General features: G+C 33.9%; 20 protein-coding genes and 4 tRNA genes. 23 read left to right on the top strand and 1 reads right to left on the bottom strand.

Going from position 1 to position 24,812, the window contains the following annotated elements; translation table 11 throughout:
- Nucleotides 1-49 precede the first annotated feature (49 nt).
- From BUE22_RS18440 to BUE22_RS18460, 5 genes are all read left to right on the top strand, one after another.
- Nucleotides 50-2,020, top strand: coding sequence for a putative porin (locus BUE22_RS18440; protein ID WP_073397276.1), 1,971 nt, complete (start codon nt 50-52; stop codon nt 2,018-2,020).
- Nucleotides 2,021-2,068: 48 nt separating this feature from the next.
- A complete protein-coding gene (locus BUE22_RS18445; RefSeq protein WP_073397278.1) occupies nt 2,069-3,430 on the top strand; it encodes a pyridoxal-phosphate dependent enzyme in 1,362 nt (453 codons plus the stop codon).
- A 77-nt stretch (nt 3,431-3,507) separates the two neighbouring features.
- Complete coding sequence (locus BUE22_RS18450; RefSeq protein WP_073397280.1) at nt 3,508-3,990, top strand: 3'-5' exonuclease; 483 nt, start codon at nt 3,508-3,510, stop codon at nt 3,988-3,990.
- A 74-nt stretch (nt 3,991-4,064) separates the two neighbouring features.
- Entirely contained in the window at nt 4,065-5,336 is a 1,272-nt protein-coding gene (locus BUE22_RS18455) for a DUF2851 family protein (RefSeq protein WP_073397282.1), read from the top strand.
- Nucleotides 5,337-5,516: 180 nt separating this feature from the next.
- Nucleotides 5,517-5,744, top strand: a complete 228-nt coding sequence (locus BUE22_RS18460) for a PspC family transcriptional regulator (RefSeq protein WP_042564002.1) — start codon at nt 5,517-5,519, stop codon at nt 5,742-5,744.
- Nucleotides 5,745-5,813: 69 nt separating this feature from the next.
- Here the strand turns inward: BUE22_RS18460 and BUE22_RS18465 are convergent, their stop codons facing one another.
- Complete coding sequence (locus tag BUE22_RS18465) at nt 5,814-7,283, bottom strand: APC family permease (protein ID WP_042564003.1); 1,470 nt, start codon at nt 7,281-7,283, stop codon at nt 5,814-5,816.
- Between the two features lie 267 nt (nt 7,284-7,550).
- Here BUE22_RS18465 and BUE22_RS18470 point away from each other — a divergent pair, with 267 nt between their 5' ends.
- The 18 genes from BUE22_RS18470 to rpoC all read left to right on the top strand — a co-directional run bounded on the left by BUE22_RS18470 (nt 7,551) and on the right by rpoC (nt 24,808).
- The gene (locus BUE22_RS18470) at nt 7,551-8,444 is read left to right on the top strand and encodes a ComEA family DNA-binding protein (protein ID WP_073397370.1); all 894 of its coding nucleotides are present in this window, start codon (nt 7,551-7,553) and stop codon (nt 8,442-8,444) included.
- Nucleotides 8,445-8,457: 13 nt separating this feature from the next.
- Nucleotides 8,458-9,600 carry an acyl-CoA dehydrogenase family protein gene (locus BUE22_RS18475; RefSeq protein ID WP_073397284.1) on the top strand — a complete coding sequence of 381 codons (1,143 nt, stop codon included), beginning with the start codon at nt 8,458-8,460 and terminating at the stop codon, nt 9,598-9,600.
- A 174-nt stretch (nt 9,601-9,774) separates the two neighbouring features.
- On the top strand, nt 9,775-9,969 hold the full coding sequence (gene rpsU / locus BUE22_RS18480) for a 30S ribosomal protein S21 (RefSeq protein WP_026985791.1): 195 nt from the start codon (nt 9,775-9,777) through the stop codon (nt 9,967-9,969).
- A 150-nt stretch (nt 9,970-10,119) separates the two neighbouring features.
- On the top strand, nt 10,120-11,013 hold the full coding sequence (locus tag BUE22_RS18485; protein ID WP_073397285.1) for a tyrosine-type recombinase/integrase: 894 nt from the start codon (nt 10,120-10,122) through the stop codon (nt 11,011-11,013).
- A gap of 34 nt (nt 11,014-11,047) precedes the next feature.
- Nucleotides 11,048-11,350: a ribosome hibernation-promoting factor, HPF/YfiA family gene (hpf, locus tag BUE22_RS18490; RefSeq protein WP_042564006.1), complete on the top strand. Its 303-nt coding sequence runs from the start codon at nt 11,048-11,050 to the stop codon at nt 11,348-11,350.
- 91 nt (nt 11,351-11,441) lie between these two features.
- Nucleotides 11,442-11,515, top strand: a tRNA-Thr gene (locus BUE22_RS18495).
- Nucleotides 11,516-11,570: 55 nt separating this feature from the next.
- Nucleotides 11,571-11,651 (top strand) — tRNA-Tyr (locus tag BUE22_RS18500).
- A gap of 84 nt (nt 11,652-11,735) precedes the next feature.
- Nucleotides 11,736-11,807: transfer RNA gene (locus tag BUE22_RS18505), tRNA-Thr, on the top strand.
- A gap of 54 nt (nt 11,808-11,861) precedes the next feature.
- Entirely contained in the window at nt 11,862-13,049 is a 1,188-nt protein-coding gene (tuf, locus tag BUE22_RS18510; protein ID WP_042564007.1) for an elongation factor Tu, read from the top strand.
- A gap of 59 nt (nt 13,050-13,108) precedes the next feature.
- Nucleotides 13,109-13,179 (top strand) — tRNA-Trp (locus BUE22_RS18515).
- An 18-nt stretch (nt 13,180-13,197) separates the two neighbouring features.
- Nucleotides 13,198-13,395 carry a preprotein translocase subunit SecE gene (secE, locus tag BUE22_RS18520; protein ID WP_041517377.1) on the top strand — a complete coding sequence of 66 codons (198 nt, stop codon included), beginning with the start codon at nt 13,198-13,200 and terminating at the stop codon, nt 13,393-13,395.
- Nucleotides 13,396-13,405: 10 nt separating this feature from the next.
- On the top strand, nt 13,406-13,957 hold the full coding sequence (gene nusG / locus BUE22_RS18525; RefSeq protein ID WP_029273444.1) for a transcription termination/antitermination protein NusG: 552 nt from the start codon (nt 13,406-13,408) through the stop codon (nt 13,955-13,957).
- Between the two features lie 67 nt (nt 13,958-14,024).
- Complete coding sequence (gene rplK / locus BUE22_RS18530; RefSeq protein ID WP_029273445.1) at nt 14,025-14,462, top strand: 50S ribosomal protein L11; 438 nt, start codon at nt 14,025-14,027, stop codon at nt 14,460-14,462.
- 13 nt (nt 14,463-14,475) lie between these two features.
- Complete coding sequence (gene rplA / locus BUE22_RS18535) at nt 14,476-15,165, top strand: 50S ribosomal protein L1 (RefSeq protein ID WP_017496725.1); 690 nt, start codon at nt 14,476-14,478, stop codon at nt 15,163-15,165.
- A gap of 22 nt (nt 15,166-15,187) precedes the next feature.
- The gene (gene rplJ, locus BUE22_RS18540; RefSeq protein WP_042564008.1) at nt 15,188-15,691 is read left to right on the top strand and encodes a 50S ribosomal protein L10; all 504 of its coding nucleotides are present in this window, start codon (nt 15,188-15,190) and stop codon (nt 15,689-15,691) included.
- A gap of 92 nt (nt 15,692-15,783) precedes the next feature.
- The gene (rplL, locus tag BUE22_RS18545; protein WP_007807437.1) at nt 15,784-16,155 is read left to right on the top strand and encodes a 50S ribosomal protein L7/L12; all 372 of its coding nucleotides are present in this window, start codon (nt 15,784-15,786) and stop codon (nt 16,153-16,155) included.
- Between the two features lie 265 nt (nt 16,156-16,420).
- A complete protein-coding gene (rpoB, locus tag BUE22_RS18550) occupies nt 16,421-20,233 on the top strand; it encodes a DNA-directed RNA polymerase subunit beta (RefSeq protein ID WP_073397287.1) in 3,813 nt (1,270 codons plus the stop codon).
- Between the two features lie 264 nt (nt 20,234-20,497).
- Nucleotides 20,498-24,808: a DNA-directed RNA polymerase subunit beta' gene (gene rpoC / locus BUE22_RS18555; RefSeq protein WP_073397289.1), complete on the top strand. Its 4,311-nt coding sequence runs from the start codon at nt 20,498-20,500 to the stop codon at nt 24,806-24,808.
- Nucleotides 24,809-24,812: the final 4 nt, after the last annotated feature.

Genomic DNA, 24,812 nt, shown 5'->3' on the forward strand with positions numbered 1-24,812 from the left:
ACCTTTGCCTGACAAATTTTGCCAAAATAATTATATATAAAGCTATCAAATGAGAATATTCTTTTTTCTATATCTATTAGTCGTACCCGCCTTATTGTTTTCTCAAGAAAAAAAAAATGCGTCTAAAAGCAATTTAGATATGAATACAAAATACACCAGTATTACCGATACGCTGAAAAAAAAACAAGCAAAAATTGCTAAAATCGAACAGTATCAAATTTATACTTTAGAACACGATACTACTTATGCTGATACTTCCTTAACATTAAAAAGTGCTTATAAACAAAATTATCTTCGCAAGGACAATTTCGGACTTTTGGAATTTCCCAACATTGGACAACCTTATAATACTTTACAATACAGTTTAACTGATTTCTCGCCATATCCTGAAATCGGTTTTAAAGCAAAACATTTTAGTTATCTTGAAGTTAGTGACATTAGATATTATTCGGTTGCGACACCTTTTACAGAGTTGTTTTTTAATACGACTATTAATAAAGGTCAGAACGTAGATTCGTTTATTACGCTGAATACTTCCGAAAATCTAAATTTTTCTATTGCCTACAGAGGTTTACGTTCTGAGGGAAATTATATTAATCAATTGGTAAGTACCGGAAATTTTCGTTTTACAACAAGTTATTTCACTACAGATAAAAGATATATCCTAAATGCTCATGTTACTTTTCAGGATATTTCAAATGAAGAAAATGGCGGTATAACAACACCGGAAGATTTTGAAAGCGGAGATGCTGATTTTAAGAACCGTCAAAGATTACAGGTTTATTTAACCGATGCAAAATCATTTTTAAAAGGAAAACGATTGTTTTTTGATCATGCTTTTAGAGTAAATCCAACAGCAGGAAATAATAATTTATATGTAACGCATCAATTTAATTACGAAAATAAATTTTTCGAATATAATCAGCCAACAGTTTTTTCTACTGTTGATGGTGCAGAGGTAGCAAGATTTGGAGACGCTTATGTTGCAAGCGCAATTAATGATCAGACGCGTTTTGAAAAACTGTACAACAAAGCAGGACTTGCTTACGAAAATTCACTTCTGGGGAAATTCAATTTTTTTATAGATGATTACAGATCTAATTATGAATATAATAGAATTATAATAAATGCTGATGGTTCCAGAATTCCTGATAATTTATTTCTTCAGTTTAATAATGTTGGTGGACAATATGAATATCAAAAAAATAAGTGGAATGGCCGATTTTTGTATTCAAGATCAATTACAAATGAATCACTTTCTGATTTAGATGCCAAATTAAGATACAATTTAAACGATAAAATTCAATTTGATTTTAGATATCGAAACATCAATAAACTGCCAAATAATAACTATAATTTATACCAAAGCAGTTTTATACAATATAACTGGTCGAATGATTTTAAAAATGAAAAAATTAATTCACTAAGTGCCAGTATTTATACGCCTTGGTTAAATGCCGAAGCTCAATATACTGTATTAAAAGATCATTTATATTTTGAAGATGTATCTACAGATGCTCAAATAGCTGCGCAAACCCAAATTGTAAACCCGGCTCAATACGGAAATGTAATTAATTATCTTTCTGTTAAAGCCAACAAAGAATTCAAATTTGGAGCTTTTGGTTTTGATAATACATTTTTATATCAAAAAGTGGATCAATCTGATTTGATTTTAAACGTGCCTGATTTTGTAACCAGAAATACACTTTATTATTCAAGCTACTTTTTCAAAAAAGCATTGTTTATGCAAACAGGATTAACTTTTAATTATTTTACCAGTTATTACGGTAATGATTATAATCCTGTTGTTGGAGAATTTTTTGTTCAGACAGATAAAAAAATTGGAGGTTATGCCAACTTTGATTACTACATAAATTTCAGAATAAGACAAACAAGATTTTACTTTAAGGCAGAACATTTTAACGCTGCTTTTTCTGGATACAATTATTATTCAGCGCCTAATAATCCATATCGTGATTTCACTATCCGATTTGGTTTAGTTTGGAATTTCTTCCAATAAATTATACTCTTTACTTTACTTAAACCAAATAATTTAAATTCAAGAAAAATGGACTTTTCAAATAATATTTTAGAAACAATTGGTAATACACCATTAGTAAAACTCAACAAAATTGTTGCTGAAATTGATGCGTTAGTATTGGCAAAAGTCGAAACTTTTAATCCGGGGAATTCTGTAAAAGACAGAATGGCCGTAAAAATGATTGAAGATGCTGAAGCTGATGGTCGTTTAAAACCTGGGGGAACTATTATTGAAGGAACTTCTGGAAATACCGGAATGGGATTGGCACTTGTAGCCATTATAAAAGGATATAAATTGATTTGTGTAATATCAGACAAACAATCTAAAGAGAAAATGGATATTTTGCGTGCTGTTGGCGCCAAAGTAGTAGTTTGTCCAACAGATGTTGAACCTACAGATCCTCGTTCTTATTATTCAGTTTCAAAACGATTGGCTGAAGAAACACCAAATTCATGGTATGTAAATCAATACGATAATATGTCGAATTCATTGGCACATTATGAACAAACCGGACCGGAAATCTGGAAACAAACCGATGGAAAAATTACTCACTTTGTTGTTGGAGTTGGAACTGGAGGAACAATCTCTGGTGTTGGAAAGTATTTGAAAGAGAAAAATCCAAATATTAAAATTTGGGGAATTGATACATATGGTTCGGTTTTTAAAAAATATCATGAGACCGGAATTTTTGATGAAAACGAAATCTATTCTTATATTACTGAAGGAATTGGAGAAGATATTTTACCAAAAAATGTTGACTTTTCTTTAATTGACGGATTTACAAAAGTAACAGATAAGGATGCTGCCGTTTATACAAGAAAGATAGCAATGGAAGAAGCCATCTTTGTTGGAAACTCTGCCGGAGCTTGTATAAAAGGATTGTTACAGCTTAAAGAACATTTTAAGCCTGATGATGTTGTTGTGGTGCTTTTTCACGATTCTGGAAGCCGTTATGTTGGTAAAATGTTTAATGATGACTGGATGCGTGAGCGTGGTTTCTTAGAAGAAAACGTGACAAAAGCCGAAGATGTTATCAAGGACCATATTGATAAAGAATTAATCGTTGTTCGTACAGAAGAATTGGTTTCACACGCTATCGAACGTATGCGTAAATATAAAATTTCACAAATTCCGGTAGTAGATATTAACGGATTTGTTGGTTCTGTCGACGAAACAGATTTATTTAGAAGTTATGTTGCCGACAAAAATGTTGCCGAAAAACCGATCAAAGAAGTAATGGGAAAACCTTTTCCAATTGTAAAATTAGGAACTACGATCGAAGAAGTATCTAAGTTATTTACGAAAGAAAATGATGCTGTTTTGGTTGATTTAGGGAATGGAAAACATCACATTATTACAAAATATGATATTATCGGGTCTATAAAATAAGACCGTTTTAATAACTTTATCTGTCCATAAATCTAGTTTAATAAATTAGATTTATGGATTTTTTATCTCATTTCATAATGAATTTTACTGCTATAGATTTTGAAACTGCCACAGGTTATCATCCTTGCTCTGTTGGAATTGTTACTGTTGAAAACGGAATAATTACAGATGAGTTTGTGACTTTGATTAAGCCGCCAAATAATGAATATAATCCGTTTACGATTCGCGTTCATGGCATATATCCGCGTGATACAATAAATGCTAAATCATTTCGCCAGGTTTTTCCTGAAATTGAAAAGCGATTGAAAAATAGAGTAGTGGTAGCACATAACGAAAGTTTTGACCGCAATGTTTTGATGAAAACAATGGCACTTTGTGGTTTGCAATATGAAGATTTAAATATTGCTGAGAAATGGGAATGTACAGTTAAGATATATAAAGCAAAAGGACTTAAACCTACTAAATTAAGTGATTGCTGTCGCGAAATGAATATTCAGTTAAACCATCATGAAGCACTTTCTGATGCTCGGGCCTGTGCCAAATTATATATGTTGCGATAAACAATATATTTTGTAAGATTAATATTATTTTATTTAATTTTGAGCTTTTATAAATTTAATATAAAAGCCAATAAATGAAAGAAGATTTTCTTCATTATCTCTGGAAATTCAAGAAGTTTGAAACCTTGAATTTAATAACAACTCAGAAAGAACAAATTATTATAATTAAAACCGGTGATTATTTAGAGCTTTCGGGCCCCGATTTTTTTAATGCCCAAATTATAATTGGAAAACAAAAATGGGCAGGAAATGTTGAGATCCATTTAAAATCATCTGATTGGTATGTTCATGGCCACGAAAAAGATGCTGCTTATGAAAATGTTATTTTGCATGTAGTTTGGGAACATGATACCGAAATTTTTGGAAAAAATAATAGAGAAATTCCTGTTTTGGTTTTAAAAGATTATGTCTCTTCAGAAACTGTAAATAATTATCAATCATTAATGAGCCCAAAATCGTGGATATCCTGCGAAAAACAAATTGCTCAAATAGATGATTTTGTTTTTAAGAATTGGCAGGAGCGATTGTTTTTTGAGCGATTAGAACGCAAATCAAAATTTATTTATGATTTACTCGAAGAAACAAATCAGGATTGGGAAGCAGTTTTGTTTTGCCTCTTGGCTAAGAATTTTGGACTCAATACAAATGGAAATGCATTTTTGCAAATAGCCAAAAAACTTCCGTTTTCAATTATTCGAAAAGAAAGCTTCGAAGTCGAAAATCTAGAGGCTTTACTTTTAGGAACTTCAGGTTTATTAGATGCTGAGAAAGAAGATGTGTATTTTAAGGATTTGAAAATTAGATATTTTTATCTTCTGTATAAATATCAATTAGATAAGGCTTATACAGATCCCGTGGAGTTTTTTAAACATCGTCCTGATAATTTTCCCACGATCAGGTTTTCACAGTTAGCAAGTTTGTATAACAAACATCAAAATTTATTTTCTAAGATTATTGCTTTAAAATCAGTCAAAAGCATATATGAGTTGTTAAACGTTTCAGCGAGTTTATATTGGCAAAATCATTATCAGTTTGATAAAGAAAGCCCGAAGAAATCAAAACCGTTGTCAAAGTCATTTATTGATTTACTAATTATTAATACCATTATTCCTATTCAGTTTGCATATTCGAACATTATGGGAGAATCGTTTTCTGAAGATTTAATAGCATTATTAAATGAAGTTTCTCCGGAAAAGAACTCTATCATCGAAAAGTTTGAATCTTTTGGCATTTCTTCTAAAAATGCGTTTGACACACAAACATTGATTCAGCTTAAAAATGAATACTGTAATCAAAAAGCTTGTTTGAGATGCGCGGTAGGGATGGAGCTATTAAGAAATAATTAGAGAATTAGAAAATGTGGCAATGAGATAATTTTGTATTTTTGCATATACTTCTAAGGGAAGTCACACTATTCATTCCGAGCGTAGCCGAGGAATAAATCTAAAATCTAAAATCTAAAATCTAAAATCTAAAATCTAAAATCTAAAATCTAAAATCTAAAATCTAAAATCTAAAATCTAAACATGTCGGCAATTTTAAGACTTAAATTTTTCTTTGAAAAATATGGATTCCATGTTTCATCGCGATTAGCAGATAAACTCGGAATGCGTGTTACGAGCGTACGATTATTTTTTATTTACATTTCGTTTGTAACAGCAGGATTAGGTTTTGGTATTTATCTGACTTTAGCCTTTTGGATTCGTTTAAAAGATTTAATTCGCGCCAAACGAACTTCTGTTTTTGACTTGTAATTTTAAAAATTGGATATAAAAAAAGCCCCTTATTTTAATAAATAAGGGGCTTTTCAATTTTGTGTTTTTTTATTCTATTTCTTCTGGTCTGTTTAGTTTTGCTCGTTTTTTACTGTAAGCAAAATAAACAATAATACCTATAGCTAACCATCCTAGTGAAAGTAATTGAGCATCTAAACTCAAATTAATCATTAAGTACGTATTGATTGAAATACCACAAATTGCGATTATTGGAAGAGCTGGAACTTTAAATGTTCTTGTTAATTGAGGTTGTTTTACTCTTAGAATCCAAACAGCAATACAAACCATTGTAAAAGCAAATAAGGTACCAAAACTTGTCATATCTGCTAATCTGTTAATTGGTGTAAAAGCTGCAACTACAGCAATAATACCACCTAAGATAATTAAATTAGTTTTTGGTGTTCCTGAAATTGGATTTACTTTAGAGAATACAGCAGGAATTAAACCATCTTTAGACATACCAAGGAAAATTCTTGATTGTCCCATAATCATTACCATTAATACAGAAATCAATCCAATAGTTGCAGCAACTGTAATAATAAAACCAGCCCATGGTTGCCCCGCAATATCAAATGCGTAAGCTACTGGTGCTTTTATAGCTTCCGGATATTTTCCTAGTGGATTAAAGTCTTGATAATTCATCATTCCTGTTAAAACTAAAGAAACAAGAATATATAATGTAGTACAAATTAATAACGAAGCAATAATTGCAAACGGTACATCTTTCTTAGGATTAATAGCTTCACCGGCTTGTGTTGAAACGGCATCAAAACCTACATAAGCAAAGAAAATTGCAGCAGCTCCAGAAACAATTCCCGCTATCCCATATGCATTGTGAGTAGTTTCTTTTTCGATGATTTTAGTAGCCTCAGGAATAAATGGATGCCAGTTAGCAGTATTAATAAAGAAAAGACCGGCGATGATTACAAATATAACAGCAGAAACTTTAAGAATAACGATCATATTGTTTGCTTTTGCTGCGCTTTTTGTACCTTTAATAAGTAACGAAATAACTAAAATCACGATTAAAAAAGCAGGTAGATTCATTGAAAAGCCTTCACCAGTATAACTTGCCGGGTCTGTTGTGAGCCAGTCAGGAAGTTTAATGTGAAACATTTTAAGTAATTTGTTGAAATATCCAGACCATGAAACAGCTACGGTCATTGATCCCATCGCATACTCAAGGATTAGCCCCCAACCAATAATCCAGGCAAAAATTTCTCCAATTGTACCATAAGCATACGCATAAGCTGAACCCTCAACTGGTAAAATTGACGCAAACTCAGAATAACAAAGAGCTGCAAAAACGCAGGCAACACCTGCAATAATGAAAGAAAGTGCTAAAGCAGGACCAGCATGATAATATGCACCGGTACCAGTTAGAACAAAAATTCCTCCACCAATAATAGCTCCAACTCCAATGGCTGTAAGGCTCCATTTTCCCAGAACTCTTTTTAAATCACTTTTTTTCATATCCGCTTCAAAAGCCGATATCGGTTTAACTCTCCAAATTGACATATTATAATAGTGGTTTATTGTTATTAAGCTCCAAATGTATCGTTTTTTATAAAAAATAAAAACAATTATATAAGTTTAAGTTATAAAATGTTTAAAATTAATACAGGATCATCCGAAATTCAGTTCGAACAACTCTATTTTGTCAACTTACTTTGATAAAAAATACATTATGCATTTTTTTATAAATTATAAAAATTTAGTATTTTTCTTATAATTTAGCTCTTTTTTGACTTAATTTTGACTTTTAAAAAATTGAAAAGTTATCAAATGATTAATTTTAAAGCTCTGCAGCATCATTTTAAGTTTACAAATCAACAACGTTTAGGGATTTTTTTGCTTTTAGGCATCATTGTAATACTACAAATGATTTATTTTTTTGTCAATTTTTCTATTCAGGAGAAAACCTTCTCTCCCGAAGAAGAGCAATGGCTTTCTTTACAATCGGAAATAGATTCACTAAAAGTGGAAAAATATAATGTAGTGGCTAAAGTTTATACTTTTAATCCAAATTTCATTTCAGATTATAAAGGGTATAAACTCGGAATGTCAGTTCAGGAAATAGATAGATTGTTGGCCTTTCGGAAAGAAAATAAATATGTGAATTCAGCCAAAGAATTTCAGGAAATAACTAAAATTTCAGATTCATTGTTAAATGTTATTTCACCACTCTTTAAATTTCCGGATTGGATTCAGAATAAAAAATCATTTAAAACAGATAGAGTAGAATATGTTCACAAAGAATATCCTAAAAAGGAAAAGATAATTTTATCGGATATTAATGAAGCAAGTCAGGAAGATTTAATGAAAATATTTGGCATTGGAGAAGCTTTGTCACTTCGGATATTAAAGCAAAAAGAAATTTTAGGAGGTTTTATTTCCATGGAACAGATGAAAGATGTTTGGGGACTTTCACCAGAAGTTCTTTTCGAATTAAATACACATTTTAAAATTGTAACGGTCCCAAATTTTAAGAAAATTGCAGTAAATGATGCTTCTTTGAAAGAGTTGGCGCAGTTTCCGTATTTCAGATATGCATTGGCAAAACAGATAATCACATATCGCAGTATGAATGGAAATTTTAAAAATATTGAGGATTTAGCAAAAATTAAAGATTTTCCTGTTGAAAAAGCAAAAATAATTAGTTTATATTTGGAGTTCTAAAAATAACATCGAAATGAATTTTGAATATAATGAAACGCAATCAATGATTGCTCAGTCTATAAAAGAGTTTGCAGAAAAAAACATTAGACCTAATATAATGGAATGGGATGAAGCGCAAATTTTTCCTGTCGATTTATTTAAAAAATTAGGTGAAATGGGTTTTATGGGTGTTTTGGTGCCTGAAGAATATGGAGGGTCCGGATTAGGTTATCATGAATATATTACTGTAGTTGAGGAAATTTCTAAAGTAGATCCTTCAATCGGACTTTCTGTTGCGGCCCATAATTCATTATGTACCAATCATATTTTGACTTTCGGAGATGAAGAACAAAAGAAAAAATGGCTGCCTAAATTGGCAACTGCAGAATATATTGGTGCTTGGGGCTTAACAGAACATAATACAGGGTCTGATGCCGGAGGAATGAATACAACTGCGGTTAAAGATGGTGATTCGTGGATTGTAAATGGTGCAAAAAACTTTATAACACATGCAATTTCGGGAGATATTGCCGTTGTAATTGTTCGTACAGGAGAAAAAGGGGATTCTAAAGGAATGACTGCTTTTGTTTTTGAAAAAGGAATGCCCGGATTTACTTCAGGTAAAAAAGAAAATAAATTAGGAATGCGAGCCAGTGAAACTGCCGAATTAGTTTTTGACAACTGTCGTGTGCCCGATGCAAATAGATTAGGTGAAGTTGGGCAAGGGTTTGTTCAGGCTATGAAAATATTAGATGGGGGTCGAATTTCAATTGGAGCCTTATCATTGGGGATTTCAAAAGGAGCTTATGAAGCAGCATTGAAATACTCAAAAGAAAGACATCAGTTTGGGCAGCCAATCAGTAGTTTTCAGGGGATTTCATTTAAATTAGCCGATATGGCAACTGAAATCGAAGCTTCAGAATTGTTATTGCATAAAGCTGCTTTTTTAAAACAAAAACATAAGCCGGTTACAACGCTTGGAGCAATGGCAAAAATGTATGCTTCTGAAGCCTGTGTGAAAATTGCAAATGAAGCAGTTCAGATTCACGGCGGATATGGATATACAAAAGATTTTCCGGTAGAGAAATTTTACAGAGATTCTAAATTGTGTACTATAGGCGAAGGAACTACTGAAATTCAGAAACTTGTAATTTCAAGGAATTTGCTAAAAGAATAAAGAATTAAGAATAAAGAATATTCTTAATTTGCTCTTTTTAGTGATCGGTTTTCAGAGAAGTCGATTCTCTTTTTTCTATGTTCTATTTTCTTTTAAAATAATTTACAATTTATAACTCATAATTAATAATTAATAATTACTTTTGCAACCTTAACGAGAGGAGGTGTCTATATTATGTTAATTATACCAATTAAAGACGGAGAAAATATCGATAGAGCATTAAAGCGCTATAAAAGAAAATTTGATAAAACAGGAACTGTTCGTCAACTAAGAGCACGTACTGCTTTTATTAAGCCTTCTGTTATCAAAAGAGCTCAAATTCAAAAAGCTGCTTACATCCAAAACATGAGAGATGGTTTAGAAAGTTAGTATTAAGCTTTTCAAAAATAATTACCGTTAGTTGTCAAATTTTGATACTAACGGTTTTTTTATGCTTAATTTTGAAGTAAATAAGATTTTGAAGATATTATATATAGGTGTAATATTGGATTTTTGTGTAAAGTAAAAGAATGTATTCTTATGAAATCAAATAAAGAAGCGTTTCGTGATTATCTTCAATTCGAAAAAAAATATTCTCCGCATACTGTTAATGCTTATTTAAATGATGTGACGTTTTTTGAAGATTTCAATAAAACTCATTTTGAGCAGGATAATATTGATCAGGTAAATTACAGTCAAATCAGAAGCTGGATTGTTTCTTTGGTTGATCAGAATGTTTCTAATGTTTCTGTCAATAGAAAAATGGCTTCGTTAAAGTCTTTTTATAAATTTCTTTTAAAGACAAAGCAAATAGATATAAATCCGATGCTAAAGCATAAAGCTTTAAAAACTCCCAAAATTGTCCAGATTCCTTTTTCAGAAAAAGAACTTACAGATTTAATTCAGGAAGTAGGTAATCCGGTAGGATTTGAAGAAATAAGAGATAGGCTTATTGTTGAAATGTTTTATACAACCGGAATGAGGAGGGCAGAGCTGATAAATTTGATGCTGCGCAATGTAGATTTGTCTTCCAGTGTTATTAAGGTTTTAGGGAAAAGAAATAAAGAACGCATTATTCCACTTTTACCTGTTATTGTTGATCAGCTTAAATTGTATTTAAACGAGCGGGCTTTAGTTGAGAACATCGTTGATGGTGAATATTTTTTTATTTCAAAAAAAGGGTTAAAATTGAGCGAATCTTTTGTGTATCGATTAATAAATTCTTACTTTAGTAAAGTCTCTGAGAAGGTGAAAAAAAGCCCGCATGTGCTTCGGCATACTTTTGCAACTCATCTTTTAAATAATGGAGCAGATTTAAATTCAGTTAAAGAATTATTAGGACATTCGAGTTTAGCGTCTACGCAAGTTTATACTCATAATAGTTTAGCGGAGCTTAAGAAAGTGTATACTAATGCGCATCCGAGAAATAAATAGTAATTCTTAAATGTTTAACCCTAAAATTAGTATTATGAAGGTAGATGTTCATGCCGTTAACTTTACTGTTGACAGAAAGTTGGTTGATTTTATTCAGGAGAGAATGGATAAATTAGAAAAATATTACGATCGAGTTGTCTCGGCTGACGTTTTTTTAAAAGTGGAAAGAACAAGTGATAAGGAGAATAAGGCGGTAGAGATTAAGATTAATGTTCCTGGAGACGAATTTTTGGTTAAAAAACAATGCAAAACATTCGAAGAAGCAGTAGAGCTTTCGGCTGAATCTTTAGAACGTTTGCTGGTAAAAAGGAAAGAAAAAATAAGAGCACACATATAATTGAAAATTTTTTTCAAAAAATGTTTTGATACAAAGATAAAATAGCTACATTTGCAGTCCGTTAGAAATAGCGGACTTTTTTATTGATATTGCCAGCGTAGCTCAGTTGGCTAGAGCAGCTGATTTGTAATCAGCAGGTCGTGGGTTCGAGTCCCTCCGCCGGCTCTAAATATTTCAAATGCGATTTGAAATTGTTCATGCAATTATTGATAAAAAAAAAGGGGAGATACTCAAGCGGCCAACGAGGGCAGACTGTAAATCTGCTGTGTGAACTTCGCAGGTTCGAATCCTGCTCTCCCCACAAAAAAAAGTTTAGAATTCAGATTGTTGGTTTTAGATTGTTAAAGTCTAAATTCTTAAATCTACAGTCTAAAATCAGAACTCTGCCGGTGTAGCTCAGGGGTAGAGTGCTTCCTTGGTAAGGAAGAGGTCTCGGGTTCAATTCCCGACATTGGCTCAAGTAAGTAGGAAATTGAAATTAATATATAACTAAGATTAAAAATTAAGTAAAATGGCAAAGGAGAATTTTAATCGTTCCAAACCGCACTTAAACATAGGTACAATTGGACACGTGGATCACGGAAAAACTACATTAACTGCAGCAATTACAAAAGTATTGTCTGATGCTGGTTACTGTCAAGCAAAATCGTTTGATCAAATCGATAACGCTCCAGAGGAGAAAGAAAGAGGTATTACTATTAATACATCACACGTAGAGTATGAAACAGCTAATCGTCACTACGCTCACGTTGACTGTCCAGGTCACGCGGATTACGTAAAGAACATGGTTACTGGTGCTGCTCAAATGGACGGAGCTATCTTAGTAGTTGCTGCTACAGATGGTCCAATGCCACAAACTCGTGAGCACATCCTTTTAGGTCGTCAGGTTGGTATTCCAAGAATCGTTGTTTTCATGAACAAAGTGGATATGGTTGATGATGCTGAATTGTTAGAGCTTGTTGAAATGGAAATTAGAGATTTATTATCTTTCTACGAATATGATGGAGATAATGGTCCTGTAGTTCAAGGTTCTGCTTTAGGAGGATTGAATAATGATCCTGCTTGGGTACCAAAAATCATTGAATTAATGGCAGCTGTTGATGCTTGGATCGAAGAGCCAGTGCGTGACGTAGCTAAACCATTCTTGATGCCGGTTGAAGATGTATTTACAATTACTGGTCGTGGAACTGTTGCTACAGGTCGTATCGAAACAGGTATTGCTAATACAGGAGATCCAGTTGAAATCATTGGTATGGGAGCTGATAAATTAACTTCTACTATTACAGGAGTTGAGATGTTCCGTAAAATCCTTGATAGAGGTGAAGCTGGAGATAACGTAGGTTTATTGTTAAGAGGTATTGATAAAGAATCTATCAAAAGAGGAATGGTTATCATTAAGCCAGGATCAGTAAAACCACACGCTACTTTCAAAGCTGAGGTTTATATCTTGAAAAAAGAAGAAGGTGGACGTCATACTCCATTCCATAATAACTACCGTCCACAGTTCTACGTACGTACAACTGACGTAACAGGAGTTATTACTTTACCAGAAGGAGTAGAGATGGTAATGCCAGGAGATAACTTAACTATCAATGTTTCTTTATTAAGCCCAATCGCAATGAGCGTAGGTTTACGTTTCGCTATCCGTGAAGGTGGTAGAACAGTAGGAGCTGGTCAGGTTACTGAAATCGTAGGATAATCCTATAAAAATTATAAAAAGCCAGTTGTTTTCTTAACTGAAATCACTGGCTTTTAATTACGGGCGTAGTTCAAGGGTAGAATAGCGGTCTCCAAAACCGTTGATGGGGGTTCGAATCCCTCCGCCCGTGCAATATAAAATATATCAAATGACAAAAGTTACTAATTATTTATCAGAGGCTTTCGAAGAGTTAAAGTCAAATGTTACTTGGCCTGCTTGGGCTGAGGTTCAGAAATTGACAATTGTTGTGGCTGTATTTTCAGTTCTATTCGCTTTGGCAACATGGGGAGTAGATGAATTTTTTGCAAAAGCTTTGGCTGGATTTTTTAACTGGTTAAAAGGATAATTTTTTTGTGATGGCAGATAATAATGTAAAAAAATGGTATGTGGTTAGAGCTGTAAGCGGACAGGAAAACAAAGTCAAAGCTTACATCGAAACTGAGATTGCCAGATTAGGTATGGGTGATTATGTTTCCCAAGTTTTAGTGCCTACAGAAAAAGTAGTTACTGTAAAAGAGGGAAAGAAAATGTCTAAGGATAAAGTTTATTTTCCTGGATATGTTATGATCGAAGCCAATTTAGTTGGTGAGATACCTCATATTATCAAGTCTATTACTAGTGTTATTGGATTTTTAGGTGAGATCAAAGGAGGAGAACCTGTTCCTTTGAGACTTTCTGAAGTAAATAGAATGTTAGGTAAAGTAGATGAGTTGGCTGTTAATACAGATACTCGTGCTATTCCTTTCAACTTAGGAGAAACTGTTAAAGTGATCGACGGTCCATTTAACGGATTTAACGGAACAGTTGAAAAAATCAATGAAGAAAAGCGTAAACTTGAAGTTATGGTTAAAATTTTCGGAAGAAAAACACCATTAGAATTAAGTTTTATGCAAGTTGAAAAAGTATAATTTTTTGTTACATATATAATAACCATTGTAATCGCTTCCATTGATTGCAGTGTTAAATTTTTTAAAAATGGCTAAAGAAATTAGTAAGGTAGTTAAACTACAAGTTAAGGGAGGTGCTGCGAATCCGTCGCCACCGGTTGGACCTGCTTTAGGAGCTGCTGGGGTAAACATCATGGAGTTTTGTAAGCAATTTAATGCTAGAACTCAGGATAAACCTGGCAAAATATGCCCAGTGCAAATCACTGTGTATAAAGACAAATCATTCGATTTTGTTGTTAAGACTCCTCCAGCAGCAGTTCAGTTAATGGAAGCTGCAAAGCTAAAATCTGGTTCTGGTGAGCCTAATCGTAAAAAAGTAGCTAGTGTTACTTGGGAACAAATTAGAGCAATTGCTGATGACAAAATGCCTGACTTAAATGCATTCACTATTGAGGCTGCAATGAGTATGGTTGCTGGAACAGCTAGATCTATGGGTATAACTGTATCAGGAGAAGCTCCTTTTTAATTAAGAAAAAGACATGGCAAAATTAACAAAAAAGCAAAAAGAGGCTGCTTCAAAGATTGAAAAGAACAAACTATATTCTCTTAAAGATGCTGCGGCATTATTAAAAGTAGTTGCTTCTGCAAAATTTGATGAGTCTGTTGATATCGCAGTTCGTTTGGGTGTAGATCCAAGAAAAGCGAATCAAATGGTTAGAGGTGTAGTTACATTACCTCACGGAACAGGTAAAGACGTTAAAGTATTAGCATTAGTTACTCCAGATAAAGAAGCGGAAGCTAAAGAAGCTGGGGCTGATTATGTTGGTCTTGATGATTATTTACAAAAAATTAAAGATGGTTGGACAGATGTTGATGTTATCATCACTATGCCGGCTGTTATGGGTAAATTAGGTCCATTAGGTCGTATTTTAGGACCTAGAGGTTTAATGCCAAACCCTAAAACAGGTACTGTAACTATGGATGTTGCAAAAGCTGTTGCAGAGGTTAAAGCTGGTAAAATTGACTTTAAAGTTGATAAAACTGGTATCGTTCACGCAGGAATTGGTAAAGTTTCTTTTGGAGCTGAGCAAATTGTTGACAACGCACACGAAATTATTCAAACATTAATAAAACTTAAGCCAACTGCTGCTAAAGGTACCTACATTAAAGGTATTCACCTTACAAGCACTATGAGTCCTGCAATTGCATTGGATCCAAAAGCAGTATAATTGGTAGTTAAAAATTTTTAGTATGACTAGAGAAGAAAAATCAATCGCGATTGAAAATTTAACTGCGCAGTTAGCTGGTACAAATATCATTTATGTATCTGATATTTCTGGATTAAACGCAGAGACAACTTCAAACTTACGTAGAGCTTGCTTTAAAGCTGGTATCAAATTAGAAGTTGTAAAGAACACTTTGCTTGCAAAAGCAATGGAAGCTTCTGCTAATGATTATGGTGATTTACCTTCAGTATTGACTGGTAATAGTGCTATATTTATTTCTGATGTAGCTAATGCTCCTGGAAAAATTATCAAAGATTTCCGTAAGAAATCTGATAAACCAGTTTTAAAAGGTGCTTTCATTAATAATGAAATTTATATTGGAGATAATCAATTAGATGCATTAGCAACTATTAAATCTAAAGAAGAACTTCTTGGAGAACTTATTGGATTATTGCAATCACCAGCACAAAGAATTATCTCTGCTTTACAAAACAAATTCGCTGGTAGCGAAGAAGAAGCGGAAGCATAATAATTATTGTAAGGAATTTAATTTCCTTGCAGCTTAAATAAGCGCACAATAAATAAATTATATTTTACAAATCATTTTAAACGATAGAAAAAATGGCAGATTTGAAACAATTCGCAGAACAATTAGTTAACTTAACAGTTAAAGAAGTTAACGAATTAGCAACAATATTAAAAGACGAGTATGGTATCGAGCCTGCTGCTGCAGCTGTAGTAGTTGCTGCTGGTGGTGGAGAAGGTGCTGCTGAAGAAGCACAAACTGAGTTTACAGTTGTATTAAAAGAAGCTGGTGCTTCTAAATTAGCTGTTGTAAAATTAGTTAAAGAACTTACAGGTTTAGGTCTTAAAGAAGCTAAAGATGTAGTTGACGGTGCTCCAAGTAACGTTAAAGAAGGTGTTTCTAAAGAAGAGGCTGAAGGTCTTAAAAAATCATTAGAAGAAGCTGGAGCTGTAGTTGAACTTAAATAAGTTCACTCGGTTTTAAGAACTAGGTTTAGGTCTTGAGTCAACGCTCAATGGCCTAAACCATTTTTCGTATAATAAAATAGATCAAGTTTTATTATCAAATAGTTTAAAATACGAAAAAGTTTTTGATCAATACGAAGAAAAAAATTAGCCCGAAATTTTACCGGATTATTTTTAAAGATGTATTGATTATAATAAGAAAGTATAGATTAAACAGTGTGTGTTTACACAAAAAATTACTTTTTTTTAATCAAAATTTTGTCCATTGATGATAACAAATCAGACTGAAAGATTGAATTTTGCCTCTACAAAAAATATCCCTGACTATCCGGATTTCCTAGATGTTCAGGTTAAATCTTTTAAAGATTTCTTTCAATTAGAAACTAAATCTGACGAAAGAGGCAACGAAGGGTTATACAACACCTTCATGGAAAACTTTCCAATCACAGATACAAGAAACAACTTTGTATTGGAATTCCTAGATTATTTTGTTGATCCGCCACGTTATACAATTCAAGAATGTATAGAGAGAGGTCTTACGTATAGTGTGCCTTTAAAAGCAAGGTTGAAACTATACTGTACTGATCCAGAACACGAAGATTTTGAAACAATTGTACAAGATGTTTATCTTGGAACAATACCTTATATGACTCCAAGTGGTACCTTTGTTATTAATGGTGCCGAGCGTGTAGTAGTGTCACAATTACACCGTTCTCCTGGGGTTTTCTTTGGACAGTCATTCCATGCAAATGGAACAAAACTATATTCTGCCAGAGTAATTCCTTTTAAAGGATCTTGGATAGAATTTTCTACAGATATCAACAGCGTAATGTATGCTTATATCGATAGAAAGAAAAAATTACCGGTAACAACTTTATTCCGTGCAATTGGGTTTGAAAGAGACAAGGATATCCTTGAAATTTTCGACCTTGCTGAAGAAATTAAAGTTTCTAAAACTGGTATTAAGAAATATATTGGAAGAAGACTTGCTGCGCGTGTATTGAACACTTGGCATGAGGATTTCGTTGATGAAGATACCGGTGAGGTAGTTTCTATCGAACGTAACGAAATCATCCTTGATAGAGATACTATTATCGACAAAGATAATGTTGAAGAAATCATCGATTCTAACGTTAAATCTATTTTGTTACACAAAGAGGATAATAATCAGGCAGATTATGCTATTATCCACAATACGTTACAAAAAGATCCAACAAACTCTGAAAAAGAAGCTGTAGAGCACATTTACCGTCAGTTGCGTAACGCTGAACCGCCTGATGAGGAAACTGCTCGTGGTATTATAGATAAATTGTTCTTCTCTGATCAACGTTATAACTTAGGTGAAGTTGGTCGTTACAGAATGAACAAAAAACTTGGTTTGGATATCCCAATGGAAAAGCAAGTGCTTACCAAGGAAGATATCATTACCATTGTAAAATATTTGATCGAATTGATCAACTCTAAAGCAGAGATTGATGATATTGATCACTTATCAAACCGTCGTGTTAGAACAGTTGGAGAACAATTGTCTCAACAATTCGGTGTTGGTTTAGCACGTATGGCTAGAACTATTCGTGAGAGAATGAACGTTAGAGATAACGAGGTGTTTACACCAATTGATTTGATTAATGCTAAAACATTATCATCAGTTATCAACTCTTTCTTTGGTACTAACCAGTTATCTCAATTTATGGATCAAACGAATCCATTAGCTGAGATTACGCACAAGAGAAGACTTTCTGCACTTGGACCAGGTGGACTTTCGAGAGAAAGAGCTGGTTTCGAGGTTCGTGACGTTCACTATACACACTATGGTCGTTTATGTCCGATTGAAACTCCTGAGGGACCAAACATTGGTTTGATTTCATCTCTTGGTGTTTATGCAAAAGTTAATGGAATGGGATTCATCGAAACTCCATACCGTAAAGTAACTAATGGTGTAGTTGATTTAGAAAGTACTCCAATTTACTTAAGTGCTGAAGAAGAAGAAGGTAAAATGATTGCTCAGGCAAACATTGAAATGGATGAAAATGGTAAAATTACAGCTAGCAATGTTATTGCTCGTGAGGAAGGTGACTTCCCGGTTGTTGAACCATCTGTAGTTCATTATACAGACGTTGCTCCTAACCAGATTGCTTCGATTTCTGCTTCATTAATTCCTTTCCTGGAACATGATGATGCGAACCGTGCGTTGATGGGATCAAACATGATGCGTCAGGCAGTTCCTTTGATCCGTCCTGAAGCACCAATTGTAGGTACAGGTTTAGAGCGTCAGGTAGCTTCAGATTCAAGAGTATTAATCAATGCTGAAGGGCATGGAACTGTTGAATATGTTGATGCTAATATTATTACTATTAAATACGATCGTACAGAAGACGAGAGAATGGTTAGTTTTGATGCTGATGAGAAAACATACAATTTAATTAAATTTAGAAAAACCAATCAAGGTACAAGTATTAACTTGAAACCAATCGTAAGAAAAGGTGACAGAGTTATTCCTGGACAAGTATTATCAGAAGGATATGCTACTCAAAATGGTGAATTAGCTTTAGGTAGAAACTTAAAAGTTGCGTTCATGCCATGGAAAGGGTATAACTTTGAGGATGCGATTGTAATTTCTGAAAAAGTAGTTCGTGATGATATTTTTACTTCTATCCACGTTGATGATTATTCATTAGAGGTTAGAGATACTAAGTTAGGAAATGAAGAGTTAACAAACGATATTCCTAACGTTTCTGAAGAAGCTACTAAAGATTTAGATGAAAACGGTATGATCAGAATTGGAGCAGAGGTTAAACCTGGCGATATTTTGATCGGAAAAATTACACCAAAAGGAGAATCAGATCCTACCCCGGAAGAGAAATTGCTTCGTGCAATCTTCGGGGATAAAGCAGGTGATGTAAAAGATGCTTCATTGAAAGCTTCTCCATCTTTACACGGTGTAGTTCTTGACAAAAAATTATTTGCAAGAGCCGTAAAAGATAAACGTAAACGTACTCAGGATAAAGATGCTTTAGGCGCTTTAGAAATGGAGTTTGAAACTAAATTTGTTGAATTAAAAGACAGATTGGTTGAGAAATTATTCTTGATCGTTAACGGAAAAACATCTCAAGGTGTAATGAATGATTTGGGTGAAGAAGTTTTACCAAAAGGTAAAAAATATACTCAAAAAATGCTTTACGCAGTAGAAGATTTTGCTCACTTAAGCAAAGGTCAATGGGTTGCTGATGATACTACTAATAAAATGGTTAATGATTTGATTCATAACTATAAAATTAAGCTGAACGACTTACAAGGATCTTTAAGAAGAGAAAAATTCACTATTACAGTTGGAGATGAATTACCATCTGGAATCTTGAAATTAGCGAAAATTTATATCGCTAAAAAACGTAAACTGAAAGTAGGGGATAAAATGGCAGGACGTCACGGTAACAAAGGTATTGTTGCAAGAATCGTTCGTCATGAAGATATGCCTTTCCTTGAAGACGGAACACCAGTAGATATCGTATTGAATCCACTTGGGGTACCTTCACGTATGAACATTGGTCAGATTTATGAAACTGTTCTTGGATGGGCTGGACAAAATTTAGGTAGAAAATTTGCTACTCCAATTTTTGATGGTGCTTCTTTAGATCAAATTAATGAATTAACTGATGAAGCTGGAGTACCACGTTTCGGACATACACATCTTTATGATGGTGGTACTGGAGAGCGTTTCCATCAAGCAGCAACTGTGGGTGTAATTTACATGCTTAAATTAGGACACATGGTTGATGATAAGATGCACGCACGTTCTATCGGACCATACTCGTTGATCACTCAACAACCACTTGGAGGTAAAGCTCAATTTGGAGGTCAGCGTTTTGGAGAGATGGAGGTTTGGGCACTTGAGGCTTATGGAGCATCTAGTACACTACGTGAGATCTTAACAGTTAAATCGGATGACGTTATTGGTAGAGCGAAAACTTACGAAGCTATCGTTAAGGGTGAGTCTATGCCAGAGCCAGGATTACCTGAATCATTCAATGTATTAATGCATGAATTGAAAGGTCTTGGACTTGACATTCGTTTAGAAGAATAATAAGTATTAGGAAGTTTTCAGTCCCGATTTTTGTCGGGGCTGATTACTCATTTATAGAAGTTTTTAGGATTTATACCCGTAACCCGTTCCGATTTTTTATATAAACCCTAAGAGTTTTATAATTAGCACTTCAAAATAATTAAGGTTTGAAGTTTAGAGAAGTAACCCGAGGTAGTAGTTTACTGATTTGCTTTCGCTTAAAGTGGAAAAATTCAGAAATCTAAAATCAATTTTTTAATTGCAAATAAATCAATAGTAAAAACTATGATGAATAATAGAAATAATAATAAAGATAAAAATCCAGTTAAAAGATTTAATAAAATCTCAATTGGATTGGCTTCACCAGAATCTATCTTGAAAGAATCAAGAGGAGAGGTGTTGAAACCAGAAACTATCAACTACAGAACTCACAAACCAGAGCGTGACGGACTTTTCTGCGAAAGAATCTTCGGACCTGTTAAGGATTTTGAATGTGCTTGTGGTAAATATAAAAGAATTCGTTACAAAGGTATCATCTGTGACCGTTGTGGTGTTGAAGTTACAGAGAAAAAAGTACGTCGTGACAGAGTAGGACACATCAACCTTGTTGTGCCAATTGCTCACATTTGGTATTTCCGTTCTCTTCCAAACAAAATTGGTTATATCCTTGGTCTTCCATCTAAGAAATTAGATATGATCATTTACTACGAAAGATACGTAGTAATCCAGGCTGGTATTGCTAAAAATGCAGATGGAGAATCATTACAAAGATTAGATTTCTTAACTGAAGAAGAATATTTGAATATTTTAGATACTCTTCCACAAGAAAATCAATATTTAGATGATATGGATCCTAATAAATTTGTTGCCAAAATGGGAGCAGAATGTATTATGGATTTATTGGCTCGTATTGACTTAGATGCTTTATCTTATGAATTAAGACATAGCGCTAACAACGAGACATCTAAACAACGTAAAACTGAAGCTTTAAAAAGATTGCAAGTTGTTGAGTCATTCCGTGAGTCTAACTTAAACCGCGAAAATCGTCCTGAGTGGATGATTATGAAAGTGGTTCCTGTTATTCCACCAGAATTACGTCCTCTTGTGCCACTTGATGGAGGTCGTTTTGCAACTTCAGATTTAAATGACTTATACCGTCGTGTAATCATCCGTAACAACCGTTTGAAAAGATTAATGGAGATTAAAGCTCCTGAAGTTATCTTAAGAAACGAAAAACGTATGTTGCAAGAATCTGTAGATTCATTATTTGATAACACTCGTAAAGCTTCTGCTGTTAAAACAGAATCTAACAGACCATTAAAATCATTATCTGATTCCTTAAAAGGTAAGCAAGGACGTTTCCGTCAAAACTTACTTGGAAAACGTGTGGATTATTCTGCTCGTTCGGTAATTGTTGTTGGTCCTGAATTAAAATTATTTGAATGTGGATTGCCAAAAGATATGGCATCTGAATTATACAAACCTTTCGTAATCCGTAAATTGATTGAAAGAGGTATTGTTAAAACAGTAAAATCTGCTAAGAAAATTATTGACAAAAAAGAGCCTGTAGTTTGGGATATCCTTGAAAATGTAATTAAAGGCCACCCAGTATTGCTTAACCGTGCTCCTACGTTACACAGACTTGGTATTCAAGCTTTCCAACCAAAATTAATTGAAGGAAAAGCAATCCAATTGCACCCATTAGTATGTACGGCTTTCAACGCCGATTTTGATGGGGATCAGATGGCAGTTCACTTGCCATTGGGACCAGAGGCTATTTTAGAAGCACAATTATTAATGTTGGCTTCTCACAATATCTTGAACCCTGCAAATGGTGCTCCAATTACTGTACCTTCTCAGGATATGGTCTTGGGTCTATATTATATGACCAAAGAACGTATCTCGACACCAGAACATGTAATTTTAGGTCAAGACTTAACTTTCTATTCTGCTGAAGAAGTAAACATTGCATTAAACGAAGGAAGATTAGAATTGAATGCTCGTGTAAGAATCAGAGCGAAAGATTTTAATGACGCTGGAGAATTAGTGTACAAAATTATTCAAACAACTGCAGGGCGTGTATTATTTAATGAAGTAGTACCTGAAGCAGCTGGATATATCAATGATGTATTGACTAAGAAAAACCTTAGAGATATTATCGGACACATTTTAAGTGTGACTGATGTACCTACAACGGCAGCTTTCTTGGACAACATGAAAGATATGGGTTATAAATTCGCATTTAGAGGAGGTTTATCATTCTCTCTTGGTGATATTAGAATCCCAGAACAAAAAACAAAATTAATTGCAGACGCCAGAGAGCAAGTTGAAGGTATTTCTGTGAATTATAACATGGGTCTTATTACCAATAACGAACGTTACAACCAAGTTATTGACGTATGGACTTCAGCAAATGCTCAGTTAACAGAATTAGCAATGAAAAATATTAGAGAAGACCAACAAGGTTTCAACTCTGTATATATGATGCTTGACTCTGGAGCGAGGGGTTCTAAGGAACAGATTCGTCAGTTAACTGGTATGCGTGGTTTGATGGCTAAGCCTAAAAAATCTACTGCTGGTGGTGGAGAAATTATTGAAAACCCGATTCTTTCTAACTTTAAGGAAGGTCTTTCGATCCTTGAGTATTTCATTTCTACTCACGGTGCTCGTAAAGGACTTGCGGATACGGCCCTTAAAACTGCCGATGCCGGATACTTAACAAGAAGGCTTCATGACGTTTCGCAAGATGTTATTGTTAACATCGAAGATTGTGGAACTTTAAGAGGTGTTGAAGTTTCTGCTTTGAAGAAAAATGAGGAAATCGTTGAATCATTAGGAGAAAGAATTTTAGGACGTGTTGCATTGCAAGATGTTATAAATCCACTTACTAATGAAGTAATGGTTCAATCAGGTCAACAAATTACTGAGGCAATCATGAGAACTATCGAAGCTTCTCCGATTGAAAGAGTAGAGGTTAGATCTCCATTAACTTGTGAGGCTTTAAAAGGTATTTGTGCTAAATGTTACGGTAGAAACTTAGCTACCGGTAAAATGACACAAAGAGGTGAAGCTGTTGGAGTTATTGCTGCTCAGTCTATTGGTGAGCCAGGTACACAGTTAACACTTCGTACGTTCCACGTTGGAGGGGTTGCCGGAGGTATTTCTGAAGAATCTAGTATTGTTACAAGATTCAACGGTAGACTTGAGATTGAAGATTTAAAAACTGTTAAAGGTGAAGATAGTGAAGGTAATGCGGTTGATATCGTAGTATCACGTTCAACTGAATTAAAATTAGTTGACGAGAAAACTGGAATCGTCTTAAATACACATAACATTCCTTACGGTTCTAGTATCTTTGTTAAAGATGGAGAAACTGTTACTAAAGGATCTGTGATCTGTAAATGGGATCCATATAATGGTGTAATTGTTTCTGAATTTACTGGTAAGATTGCTTACGAGGATTTAGAGCAAGGACAATCGTTCATGGTTGAAATCGATGAGCAAACAGGATTCCAGGAAAAAGTAATTTCTGAAGCAAGAAATAAAAAATTAATTCCAACTTTATTGGTTTACGGTAAAGAAGGTGAATTGATTCGTTCGTATAACTTACCAGTAGGAGCCCACCTTATGGTTGAGAACGGTGAGAAAATTAAAGCAGGTAAAGTATTAGTAAAAATTCCACGTCGTTCTTCTAAAGCAGGCGATATCACGGGAGGTTTACCAAGAATTACTGAGTTGCTTGAGGCTCGTAACCCTTCAAACCCAGCGGTTGTTTCTGAAATTGACGGTGTTGTTTCTTTTGGAAAAATTAAAAGAGGTAACCGTGAGATTGTTATTGAATCTAAATTTGGTGAGATTAAAAAGTATTTAGTTAAACTTTCTAGTCAAATCTTAGTTCAGGAAAATGACTTCGTAAGAGCAGGAGTACCATTGTCTGACGGTGCAATTACACCAGATGATATTTTAAGAATTCAAGGACCGGCTGCTGTTCAACAGTATTTGGTAAATGAAATTCAAGAGGTATACCGTTTACAAGGGGTAAAAATTAATGATAAGCACTTTGAGGTAGTTATCCGTCAAATGATGCGTAAAGTAAGAGTTCAGGATCCAGGAGATACATTATTCTTAGAAGATCAATTAATTCACACTAAAGATTTTATTGTTCAAAACGATAAATTATATGGTATGAAAGTAGTTGAAGATGCTGGAGATTCAGCTGTATTGAAACCAGGACAAATTATTTCTCCTCGTGATTTACGTGATGAAAATTCATTGTTGAAACGTACTGATAAAAATCTTGTTGTAGCAAGAGACGTAATTACTGCAACTGCAACGCCAGTTTTACAAGGTATTACAAGAGCTTCGCTTCAAACTAAATCATTCATTTCTGCTGCTTCTTTCCAAGAAACAACAAAAGTACTTAACGAAGCTGCTGTAGCTGGTAAAGTAGATGATTTAGAAGGATTAAAAGAAAATGTAATTGTTGGACACAGAATTCCTGCGGGAACTGGTATGAGAGAATACGATAACACTATTGTAGGATCTAAAGACGATTACAATGAAATGATGGCCAATAAAGAAGAATATATTTATTAATTAG

Source organism: Flavobacterium pectinovorum (assembly GCF_900142715.1).
GTDB classification, from domain to species: domain Bacteria; phylum Bacteroidota; class Bacteroidia; order Flavobacteriales; family Flavobacteriaceae; genus Flavobacterium; species Flavobacterium pectinovorum.